Raw genomic sequence first — 10,095 nt, 5'->3', positions numbered from 1 at the left:
GTGGACGACAAGACGGTCAGCCCTGACCCGTACCCGCTGCCGGACACCAACCGGGACCTGGGCAACGAGAACCCGAGCGCCCCCTGCAAGGACGCCTCGATCCGGGTCGCGCTGCAGTACTCCTGCAACAACGTCTTCGGGAAGATGGCCGTCGACCTGGGCCAGGACAAGGTCCGGGAGATGGCCGAGAAGTTCGGCTTCAACGACGAGGCGCAGGACGTGCCGCAGAGCTAGCGCCGGCAGCATGGGCGCCGAACTGCGAGCGGGCGTGAGGGACGTGGCCCGAGTCAGGTGCGGTCGGTGCCCTTTTCAGAAGTCCAGGTCGATGTAGTCGATGTCATTGATGGCGACGTCCGAGAGGCCGAGAGCGCGGGCGCCGCCGTCCTGGAAGTAGATCTCTCTGAGTCCGTCGGCGACGATCTGCCGCATCTCCTGGTCGCCGGCGCCCGCGTCGCGGGCGGCGAACAGGCGTTGCGCGTACGCCGGAGGAAGGTGCACGGTGAGGCGGCGGAAGCGGCCGTCGTCCGTGCTGCCGACCGGGGCGGTGTATCCGAACCGGGCGCGCGTCTCCACCGTGACTCCGCCCGTGGCTGCGGCCTGCTTCCGGCGGCGGCCCCGGACCCTCGGCTGCCACCGGGACCGTACGGCCGCGTCGATCCTCTGCTGGATGTCCTCGGGCGGGTGCTTGCGCTCTCCCTTGCGGTAGCGCTCGACCGACCGCTGGCTGACGCCGAGTTCCGCCGCGACGGCCCGGGTCGTCTTGAGCTGCTTCATCAGGAAGCCGATCCGGCCCTTCAGCGTCTTCGGCGGTTCCCGCGTGAACGCCTCCCGGTCGGCCCGTTCGATGGCGTCGTCGATCTCTCCCGCCACGGCCTACTCCCCTTCGTCCAGGACGGCGTCGCCGCCCTTGATGTGGCGGGCCGGGTTGTAGCCCTGCTCCATCAGGTCGACCGCCCAGGCCATCGACTGGACGCCCTCCAGTTTGGCCAGGCCCGGCGTCGACCCGAGGCGGAATCCGCCGGGCTGGGGCTTGCCGGAGGCACTGTAGGGCAGGAAGGCCAGCGGGCTGTCGCCGGGGCTCGGGTAGACGACGCAGTCGGACAGCACGGCCAGCGGGTACAGGCCCGTCATCCGGGCCATGTTGAGCAGCTTGCGGTGCATGTTGACCCGGGCCTTGCTGATGACCGCGGCCCGGATGTCGGGGCGCCAGGTCGGGCGCTCCAGGGCCGGCCACCGGTCCCCTTCCTTGTACTGGCGGCCTTGCGGGCGCTCGCGCAGCTTGCCCACGCCGCCCTTGACCGTGGCCTTGATGGCGGCCAGCACGGCGGCCATGGCCAGGTCGACCTGCTTGTGCCGCTCCATCGCGATGAGGAACTTGGAGTCGTCCAGCTCCCGCGTGACTCCGAGGTCGGCCAGGGTGTCGACGTAGGCGTTCTTCAGGCGGTCGTGCCACGGGTCCAGGTACGCGCCGGTCTCGCGTCGCAGGTATGCCTCGACGGGGGTGACGTTGTAGCCGAGTTCCTGGGCGTAGGCGACGGTGTGCGTCTGGTACCAGGCCGGGCCCGACGGGCGCTCCCCCGTCGGCGTGAACGGGCTGGGCAGGCGCGGGTCCAGGTCCACGTGGGAGAGGTCGACCAGCCAGGAACCGGGGATCTTCGGGTTGAACGCCGGGGCGTGGAAGTGGTCCGGGCCGGACAGACCGACGACGAGGCGGGCCGCTGCGGCGAGGAACGCCGTGTTCAGGTCGAGGCCGACCGCGTACGGCAGCGTGCACTCCTCGGCGGTGAGCAGGTCCACCGGGCGGACCCATTGGTAAGCCTCCTCGTTCAGGAAGCCGCCCTTCCAGCCGGAGTTGACGACCACGGGGTGCTCCTGCGTGGCCTCCGGGGGCGCCGGATCCATCGGCTGCGACCCGAGGCTGCCGGCGTTGTGGCCGGACACCCAGTTCCCCGTCGCCGGGTCCCGCACCGCCTTCGTCGCCGGGCGCAGCGCCGTCATCAACTCCAGGCCCGATACCGCGGTGCTGCCGCGCGGGGTGATGACCCGCTGGGCGTAGACGCCGAGGACACGGGCAATGTCGGCCGGCTCCATGTCCGCGACGCCGGGCCAGGACCGCTCGTCCAGGGCCTCCCAGGGCAGGATCGCGAGCTGCACGCACTGGCGCTGAGTGCCTTGCGCCTTGCGGTAGATCCTCGCCCATGGGCCGAACCCGCGCTGCGTGAGCTGCCACTTCGCCTTCGTGACCTGCGCGACGACCGGGTGGTCGGCGCTCAGACGAAGCCCGCGGCGGTCTTCCAGACGCTCGGGCAGCCCGAACTTCACGGCGGCCGCCGCGGTGAGCACGATCAGCGGGTCGCTGTCCTTGCCGTAGCGGTGCAGCCGCTGCCCACCGAGCCCGGACTCGGTCAGGGTCCACTCCACCAGCCCCGGGATCGTGGTCGCCGGGCAGTCCAGCACGATGCCGTCCACGCCGTACGCGCTGCCGTGACCGTCCAGGACGGCGAGGGGGCCGTGCGGGAAGCGCGGATCGGTGGCGGGTTCGTTGGTCTGCCGTGCGACCGGGCGGGGCGGGGACGATGGCTGGCTGAGCGGGAGCGTGTCACGGACGCGATCGCGCACTGGCATTCACGCACCCGCATTCGGTTCGTCGAACGGACCGCTGCCAACGCCGCTCAGTTCCCGGACTTCGTGCGCTTCGTGCCGGGCAACGGATGTTCCTCGCACGTGGGTCGACGCGGCGGTCAGCAGAGCATCACGCTGGGCCCCAACTGCTCCACCGGCAACGCCATCCACGAGATCGGCCACACGGTGGGGCTGTGGCACGAACAGAGCCGCGAGGACCGGGATCAGCACGTCACGATCGTGTTCGCGAACATCGAACCGGACATGCAGCACAACTTCCTTCAGCAGATCGCGGACGGCGACGACCTGGGACCGTACGACTTCGGCTCGATCATGCACTACCCGGCGACGGCCTTCGCGATCGACCCGAACCAGCCGACCATCATCCCGCGCGAGTCGCTCCCGCCCGGGGTGACGATGGGCCAGCGCACGGGCCTGTCGCAGGGTGACATCGACGGAGTCCACATGATGTACCCGGCCGCGCAGTCCACGTTCAAGGAAGTGGCCAAGGATCCCGTCGTCGACACCACCTTCAAGGAGGCGGCGAAGGACCCCGTGGGCGACGGGCCGCACAAGATTCCCGGACTGGACATCATGAGCCCGCCGGCGTTGTCCAGTCCGTTCGTGCTGGCCACACCCCACCAGTCACCGATGATGGCGGGCCAGCCGGACGGAGTGGCCGAGCAGGTACGCCAGTTGGGCCAGATGGTCGCCTCTCTGCAGCAGGGCCTGTCCGCGGTGCAGGCGAGCTACAACCTCCTTCTGGCTCAGGCAGGCGCCCAGCCTCTGGCCGGCGCCGGGCAGCTTCGATGATCCTGGTCGTCTCCCACGACGAGGACCACGCCCGCGCGGTAGTACGCCGATTGGAGGCGGACGGCCGTGAGGTGGTCCGTCTCGACCTCGCCGACTTCCCCGCCCGCGCCGAGATCACTCTCGACTACGCCCGGGCCGGGGAACCGGTCTACACGGTCCGAACGCCCACGGCCCACGCCCGGCTCGACCGGTGCCGTGCCGCTTGGTGGCGGCGCGTGCGCCCCTTCACCGTCGACGGAGGCCTGGGCACGCTCCGGGACCAGAGCTTCGCGATCAGCGAGACCGGCCAGGCATTGCACGGCCTGTTCCACTCGCTCAACTGCACCTGGGTCAATCCGCCTGCGCTGGACGGGATCGCCCACCACAAGCCCTACCAGTGGGACGTGGCACGCCGCCTGGGGCTCACCCTGCCTCGCACCCTGGTCACCAACGATTCGGGGCGGGCCCGGCGTTTCATCCAGGAGACAGGCGTCGGCCGTACCGTCTACAAGGCCTTCATCGCCTCCGCCGGCGCATGGCGGGAGACCCGGCTCGTCCGCACGGAGGACCTGGCGGCCCTGGACGCCGTGCGCTACGCGCCAGTCATCTTTCAGGAGTACGTGCCGGGGACCGATCTGCGGGTGACCATCGTGGGCGATCGTGTCTTCGCCGCCGAAATCGATGCCTCGCAGACCAACTATCCGGTGGATATGCGCATGGTCGTTCACGAAGCTCAGGTACGACCGGTGACTCTCCCTTCGGCGATCACCCATTGCCTGCTCCGGTTCATGCGCGCCCTGGGGCTGGTGTACGGGGCCATCGATCTGCGTCGGCGTTCCAACGGGGAGTACGTGTTCCTGGAAGTGAACCCGGCGGGTCAGTGGTTGTTCGTGGAGGAACGGACCGGGCTGCCCATCACGGCGGAGGTCGCCGCGCTTCTGGCTCATCTCGACGGACGTGAGCCCGCATCGGCCGCGGTGGCCAGGGATTTGCTGGGTGAGGTGCTGTGACGGGCACCGTGAGCGGTCTGGTGGCCCTGCCACCCGACACACCGAACGGAACGGCCGCGTCCGTCCTGGTGGAGGTCCGCGACGTCTCCCTGGCCGACGCGCCGTCCATCGTGGTCGGGGCACAGGTCCAGACGGACGTCCCGCTGACGCCGGGAGGCCATGTGCCCTTCAGCGTGGACGTGCCCGAACTCGACCCCGCCGCCACCTACGGGCTGCGTGTCCACATCGACCGCTCAGGAAGCGGAACCGTCGAATCCGGCGACCTCCTCAGCACTCGGGCCATACCCGTACGGACAGACTCCGCGGAAGGGCTCCAGGCGTCGGTCAGCGTCGTGTGAGCCCACCTCTCCACGAGGGTGAAGAGGCGCTCCTCGGGACACAGATGGAGGAGACATTCATGCACGGCCAGGTAAGAGCCATCACCACGAAGCAACCCATCCCCATGATCAAAGTCAGCGTCTACCGCGACCTGGTTCTCCTCGAACACACCTTTACCGACACCGAGGGGCGGTACGACCTGGCGATTCCGGCCGGAGACATGGTGACCGTACGGTTCGACACCCATGAAACACTGAACAACGCCCACGCCTGGCACCCGTCCGTGGTGGCCAATGCGGTGGCCGGCGACACCGTGCCCTTCGACCGCTGCCTCCTCCCCACCGGCCATGCAGCCGCTGAGGATTCCGCCGTGGACGCCCTGAGCGGATATCTCTTCGCGGCGGCACTGTGGAGCGATTCAGAACAGAACGCCGCCTACGCTCATGCGGCAGCCTCTCGTTTGTCCAGCCTCAAACTGACGAGCAGGGCACTTCAGGAGATCCAGCAACGGCTCGTCGACCACTTCCAGGCGCCTTCGCAGTAGCGTCGCGTCCGAGGGCGCCCGGAGCGGCCCGCCGGCGCGGGGCCGTTGTCAGTGGTGGCAGGCAGGATGAACTGCATGACGACAGCAGCTGCAGAGATCATGGATGCCGCCGCCTACGCACGGGCGGTCGAGGACGCGGTGAAGGCTGCGGCCGCCTACTATGCGGGCGGCACGTCGCCGCTGGACGACGAGGCCTACGACCGGCTGGTGCGCGCCATCGCGGCCTGGGAGCACGATCACCCCGATGAAGTGCTGCCCGATTCGCCGACGGGGAAGGTGGCCGGCGGCGCTGTGGAGGGGGATGTCCCGCACACGCTGGCGATGCTGAGCCTGGACAATGTGTTCTCGCCGGAGGAGTTCACCGCCTGGACCGCCTCTCTGGCCCGGCGCATCGGCCATGACGTGGCCCGGTTCAGTGTCGAGCCGAAACTCGACGGGCTCGCGATAGCCGCCCGCTACACCGCCGGCCGGCTGAGACAACTGATCACACGCGGAGACGGGACGGCCGGGGAGGACGTCTCGCACGCGATCGGCACCATCGAGGGCCTGCCCGAGCTACTGGCCGAGCCGGTCACCGTCGAGGTGCGCGGCGAAATCCTCATGACGACCGCTCAGTTCGAGCACGCCAATGAGGTGCGCACCACGCACGGCGGGCAGCCGTTCGCCAATCCGCGCAACGCCGCGGCGGGCACCCTGCGTGCCAAGGACCGCGAGTACACCGTGCCGATGACGTTCTTCGGCTACGGCCTGCTCCCCCTCCCCGACACCGAGGAGGCACTGGCGATTCGGCTGGGCGAGCTCGCCCACAGCGACCTGATGGCGCAGACCGCCGCGTTCGGGGTGAGCACCACCGCCACCACCACCGTGCCCGGCATCACCGCCGACAGCACCGAGCAGGTGCTGGCCCGGGTGCAGGAGATCGCGGCGCTGCGTGCCCAGTTGCCGTTCGGGATCGACGGGATCGTCATCAAGGCCGACCTGGCCCAGGATCAGCAGTCGGCCGGCTCCGGGACCCGCGCCCCGCGCTGGGCGATCGCCTACAAGCTGCCGGCCGTCGAGAAGATCACCCGGCTGCTCGAGGTCGAGTGGAACGTGGGCCGCACCGGCATCATCGCCCCACGCGCGGTCCTGGAACCGGTCGAGATAGACGGCTCCACCATCACCTACGCCACCCTGCACAACCCGGCCGACATCACCCGCCGCGACCTGCGTCTGGGCGACCACGTCATGGTGCACCGCGCCGGCGACGTCATCCCCCGCGTCGAAGCCCCGGTCGCCCACCTACGCACCGGTGACGAACAGTCCATCGCCTTCCCCGAGGCATGTCCGCGGTGCGGCTCCGGCATCGACACCAGCGAGCAGCGCTGGCGCTGCGAAAACGGCCGCAACTGCCACCTGGTGGCCTCCCTCTCCTACGCCGTCGGACGCGACCAGCTCGACATCGAGGGCCTCGGCCACACCCGCGTCGTCCAGCTCGTCGACGCCGGCCTGGTCTGCGACCTCGCCGACCTGTTCACCCTCACCCGCGAGCAGCTCCTCGGACTGGAGCGGATGGGCGAGACCAGTACCGACAACCTCCTCGCCGCATTCGCCACCGCCAGGACCCGGCCCCTGTCACGCGTGCTGTGCGCGCTCGGCGTGCGGGGCACCGGCCGGTCCATGTCCCGCCGCATGGCCCGCCACTTCGCCACCATGGACGCCATCCGCGCCGCCGACGCCGCATCGATGCAGCAGGTCGACGGCATCGGACCCGAGAAGGCCCCGTCCATCGTCACGGAACTCGCCGACCTTGCCCCGCTCATCGACAAACTCGCCGCGGCCGGAGTGAACATGACCGAGCCCGGCGCCACCCCGCSCACGCCCGCAGAGGTCGGTGCCGTCCAGCCTGCTGAAGGTGCGGAGCCTGCCGCCGGGCCGCTGGCGGGAATGACGGTGGTCGTCACGGGCGCGATGACCGGAGCGTTGGAGAAGCTCAGCCGCAACCAGATGAACGAGCTCATCGAACGGGCGGGGGGCCGCTCCTCCTCCAGCGTCTCCAAGAAGACCACTCTGGTCGTCGCCGGAGAGGGCGCCGGATCCAAGCGGGCCAAGGCCGAAGATCTCGGTGTCCGCCTGACCGCACCGGACGAATTCGCCGTGCTCATCGCCGACTTCCTCCAGTGACCAGCCTCTTGGAGGGGACGGTGGCGGTGTCCCCGGACCGCACCTACGGCCCGGGACATGCCTCGCCCGATGCCCTTCGGCCTCCGTCGTGCTTGTCCGGCCTGGTCAGCGCTCTGTCCTGGTCCGGTCCGGGACACGGTGTCATGGCGGGAATCGACGTTGTCGGGACGGAGCGCGACAGGCCACGATGCCGGTATGGGGATCACGGGGGAGCCGCAGCCTCAACAGACCACAGATGCGGCTGAGTTCGTCGCGGCGCTGCGCCGGCTCAAGGATCGCTCGGGGCTGACCTACCGGCAGCTGGAGGAACGCGCGGCCGAGCATGGTGAGGTGCTGGCGCGCAGCACGCTCGCCGACGTGCTGGGGGGAAAGACCGCGCCACGCCCGGAGTTGCTGGCCGCGTTCGTGAGGGTCTGCGGGCAGGGAGATCGAGTCGGAGACTGGCTCGCGGCGCGGGAGAGGATCAGCCGGCAACAGGCCGCGGGACCTGAGAGCGGGAAGCCGACTTGGCGTGCGCGTCTCACCGGGAGACGACGCCGACTCGGCCTGTTGGCAGGGGTGGCACTGCTGTCCCTGGTGTCCGTCACCGCCTGGGCACTGGTCTCGGCCGACGAGCCCGAGGACACGGGGCGGGGCGGCTCGGCATCACCCGGTGACTCGCCCCGGCTGCCGGAGGGGCCCGTGCAGATCCGTCCCGTCCTGGCGCAGGACCTGTGCCTGACCGAAGGGTACGTCCAGAGATACGACTCGCAGGTCGCCGTACAGCGGCCCTGCGACGAGGTCGCACCCCAGACGACCACGCTGGAACCGCTGGGCGGCCACGCGTTCCGGATCCAGTGGTTCCGCCCCGACCAAGGCAAGGGCTGCCTCACGGTGCTGACCGAGAAGCCGCTCACGGGGCTGCTGGAACCGAGGAACGCCTGCGCGCACGGCAGCCGATTCCGCATCGAGCCCTCCAGTGCGGAAGAAGGCGGCCGGTACGTGTTCCGGGTGGACGATCAGACGTGCCTGGGCATCAAGCACGGGGACACCTCAACAGGGACCGAGGCCTTGCTGGAGCCGTGCCGAGGCCACCGCAGCCAGCAGTTCATCGTCGAAGCCGCGCCCTGAACACCGTGAGAGGGGCCTCCGCTGCGCAGTGAGCGGAGGCCCTTGAGGTCACGGCGCCGCAGCGGAGCCGCAGTAACCCTGGTTGGTGCACGCGCGGAAGGTCAGCCCCCGCAGTCCGCTGTACTCGTCCCGGAAGTCCTCACCGTTCGCGGCGGACTTGACCGGCACCCAGCGGCCTGCCCCGTTCCAGGTGGCCTGGAGGACCACCCACTGCCTGTCGGAGGGGGCGGTGTCGTAGAACGAGCCCCAGTAGCTGCCGTAGTAGGTGCCGTGCGAGTCCGCGTGCCAGGTCCAGCACACGTCGGCGTATCCCTTGCCGCTCTTGGCGTACACCGTGCGGCACTTGTCGCCCTGCATGGTGACCGGACCCGCGCTCTGTGCGGCGGCGCTGCTCATGCCGGTCATGGACGCCACAGCCACGGCGACCGCAGAGATCAGCAGCCCTCGTACCCGTTTGTTGCTCATGGTCGTTTCCCCCTTCGTAGGTCAGTACGTGTCGATCCAGTGGTGGGTGATGACGGCGCCGCTGTGGTTGCAGCGCAGACTCGTGCGCTGCGTGGTGCGCTTCTCGTCGGACCAGTCGTAGTCGCCGTCCGAGCAGCGAATCCCGAGCCGCCACCAACCGCCGTGCGACACGTCGTTGCACACGCCGTAGGCGAAACTGGGGCCGGTCTTCCACGAGGAGCACCCGGTCGGGGTGGCTTGAGCGGGAGCGGTCATCACGCCGAGGGCCAGGGCGGCGCCCAAGCCGACGGACACAAGCGAACTGCGAAGACGCATGAACGATCTCCAAGGATGAGGACGGACGGGCTCGTGCCCGCAGGCGCAGGCTCAGTTGGCCGGGTCGATCCAGTGGTGGGTGATGACGGCGCCGCTGTGGTTGCAACGCAGGCTTGTGCGTTGCGTGCTGTACTTCCACGCGGACCAGTCGTAGTCGCCGTCCGAGCAGCGGATGCCGAGCCGCCAGGCGTCACCGGCCGGCACCTGGTTGCACACGCCGTAGGCGAACGTCGGGCTGGTCTGCCAGGACGAGCAACCGGAAGGTGCGGCCTGCGCGCTCGTGGCCGGCCATCCGATCGCCAGCGCGGCACCAAGCCCCAGCGATGCCAGGGCACTGCGGACACGCATGAGTTGTCTCCTGTCGATTGCGGTTCGAAGGTCCCGGCGTCGTGGAGGCTGTGCCGCGCAGAGGTGGGCAGTTGCGACACATTCCAGCGATGTGACGCTCGACGGCCGGGCAGGTCAAAGCTTGGTGACACGCACCGCACCCGACAACCGCCCTTGCTGTCCCGGACAACTGGCCCGGTGTCCTGCCTGCTCACGGAGCTGTCCGGGTTTTGTCCGAGCGGTGTCCGGTGCGGAGTAGGCCATGATCGCCGCATGCGAGGTGCGGCGGAGCGCGGAGTCGGTCAGGGCTCCATGGGCGAATCGTCCGGCTCTGCCATGGTGACGCGACGGTAAGCGGCTCGCGCGTGGACCAGCCGGGCGCCTACCGTCCCGACGAGTGCCGCTGTGTACAGACAGGTGAGCCAGAAC

The 10,095-nt window shown here is 69.5% G+C and carries 11 protein-coding genes and 1 pseudogene; 7 read left to right on the top strand and 5 right to left on the bottom strand.

Annotated elements, in window-relative coordinates; translation table 11 throughout:
- Positions 1 to 225 (top strand): annotated as a pseudogene (locus EAO75_RS09170) (penicillin-binding transpeptidase domain-containing protein); the annotation flags it as partial.
- Between the two features lie 84 nt (positions 226 to 309).
- Here EAO75_RS09170 and tpg read toward each other — a convergent pair.
- Positions 310 to 870, bottom strand: a complete 561-nt coding sequence (gene tpg, locus EAO75_RS09165; RefSeq protein ID WP_147994562.1) for a telomere-protecting terminal protein Tpg — start codon at positions 868 to 870, stop codon at positions 310 to 312.
- A gap of 3 nt (positions 871 to 873) precedes the next feature.
- Positions 874 to 2,625 (bottom strand): telomere-associated protein Tap, encoded by a 1,752-nt coding sequence (gene tap / locus EAO75_RS09160; protein WP_261989214.1) that lies wholly within the window; start codon positions 2,623 to 2,625, stop codon positions 874 to 876.
- On the opposite strand from tap, the gene EAO75_RS09155 reads away from it, so the two are divergent.
- The 6 genes from EAO75_RS09155 (at position 2,512) to EAO75_RS09130 (ending at position 8,559) form a co-directional block, all read left to right on the top strand.
- Entirely contained in the window at positions 2,512 to 3,435 is a 924-nt protein-coding gene (locus EAO75_RS09155; RefSeq protein ID WP_261989213.1) for a M12 family metallopeptidase, read from the top strand. The genes tap and EAO75_RS09155 overlap by 114 nt on opposite strands.
- A complete protein-coding gene (locus EAO75_RS09150) occupies positions 3,432 to 4,424 on the top strand; it encodes an MvdC/MvdD family ATP grasp protein (protein ID WP_147994559.1) in 993 nt (330 codons plus the stop codon). Before EAO75_RS09155 ends, EAO75_RS09150 begins: the two co-directional genes overlap by 4 nt.
- Positions 4,421 to 4,762: a YbaY family lipoprotein gene (locus EAO75_RS09145; RefSeq protein ID WP_147994558.1), complete on the top strand. Its 342-nt coding sequence runs from the start codon at positions 4,421 to 4,423 to the stop codon at positions 4,760 to 4,762. The genes EAO75_RS09150 and EAO75_RS09145 overlap by 4 nt, the downstream gene beginning before the upstream one ends.
- A 59-nt stretch (positions 4,763 to 4,821) precedes the next feature.
- Positions 4,822 to 5,286, top strand: coding sequence for a carboxypeptidase regulatory-like domain-containing protein (locus EAO75_RS09140; protein WP_147994557.1), 465 nt, complete (start codon positions 4,822 to 4,824; stop codon positions 5,284 to 5,286).
- A 75-nt stretch (positions 5,287 to 5,361) separates the two neighbouring features.
- Positions 5,362 to 7,449 (top strand): NAD-dependent DNA ligase LigA, encoded by a 2,088-nt coding sequence (gene ligA, locus EAO75_RS09135; RefSeq protein WP_187284361.1) that lies wholly within the window; start codon positions 5,362 to 5,364, stop codon positions 7,447 to 7,449.
- A 195-nt stretch (positions 7,450 to 7,644) separates the two neighbouring features.
- Positions 7,645 to 8,559 (top strand): helix-turn-helix domain-containing protein, encoded by a 915-nt coding sequence (locus tag EAO75_RS09130; protein WP_147994555.1) that lies wholly within the window; start codon positions 7,645 to 7,647, stop codon positions 8,557 to 8,559.
- Positions 8,560 to 8,607: 48 nt separating this feature from the next.
- On the opposite strand, the gene EAO75_RS09125 is transcribed toward EAO75_RS09130, so the two are convergent.
- Genes EAO75_RS09125 through EAO75_RS09115 form a run of 3 tightly spaced genes read right to left on the bottom strand, consistent with a single transcriptional unit; the run spans position 8,608 to position 9,687 of the window.
- The gene (locus EAO75_RS09125; RefSeq protein WP_147994554.1) at positions 8,608 to 9,024 is read right to left on the bottom strand and encodes a hypothetical protein; all 417 of its coding nucleotides are present in this window, start codon (positions 9,022 to 9,024) and stop codon (positions 8,608 to 8,610) included.
- A gap of 21 nt (positions 9,025 to 9,045) precedes the next feature.
- On the bottom strand, positions 9,046 to 9,339 hold the full coding sequence (locus EAO75_RS09120) for a hypothetical protein (RefSeq protein WP_147994553.1): 294 nt from the start codon (positions 9,337 to 9,339) through the stop codon (positions 9,046 to 9,048).
- A gap of 51 nt (positions 9,340 to 9,390) precedes the next feature.
- Entirely contained in the window at positions 9,391 to 9,687 is a 297-nt protein-coding gene (locus EAO75_RS09115; RefSeq protein ID WP_147994552.1) for a hypothetical protein, read from the bottom strand.
- Positions 9,688 to 10,095: the final 408 nt, after the last annotated feature.

The organism is Streptomyces sp. UW30, from assembly GCF_008042075.1.
Taxonomy (GTDB): Bacteria; Actinomycetota; Actinomycetes; order Streptomycetales; family Streptomycetaceae; genus Streptomyces.
The sequence above is the reverse complement of the archived record's forward strand: the minus strand, read 5'-3'. Positions and strand labels throughout refer to the sequence as shown.

Bases quoted from the DNA above. Each gene is read 5' to 3' on its own strand.
- tap (WP_261989214.1), bottom strand. From the start codon at position 2,625: ATGCCAGTGCGCGATCGCGTCCGTGACACGCTCCCGCTCAGCCAGCCA.
- EAO75_RS09150 (WP_147994559.1), top strand. From the start codon at position 3,432: ATGATCCTGGTCGTCTCCCACGACGAGGACCACGCCCGCGCGGTAGTA.
- EAO75_RS09140 (WP_147994557.1), top strand. From the start codon at position 4,822: ATGCACGGCCAGGTAAGAGCCATCACCACGAAGCAACCCATCCCCATG.
- EAO75_RS09130 (WP_147994555.1), top strand. From the start codon at position 7,645: ATGGGGATCACGGGGGAGCCGCAGCCTCAACAGACCACAGATGCGGCT.
- EAO75_RS09125 (WP_147994554.1), bottom strand. From the start codon at position 9,024: ATGAGCAACAAACGGGTACGAGGGCTGCTGATCTCTGCGGTCGCCGTG.
- EAO75_RS09120 (WP_147994553.1), bottom strand. From the start codon at position 9,339: ATGCGTCTTCGCAGTTCGCTTGTGTCCGTCGGCTTGGGCGCCGCCCTG.
- EAO75_RS09115 (WP_147994552.1), bottom strand. From the start codon at position 9,687: ATGCGTGTCCGCAGTGCCCTGGCATCGCTGGGGCTTGGTGCCGCGCTG.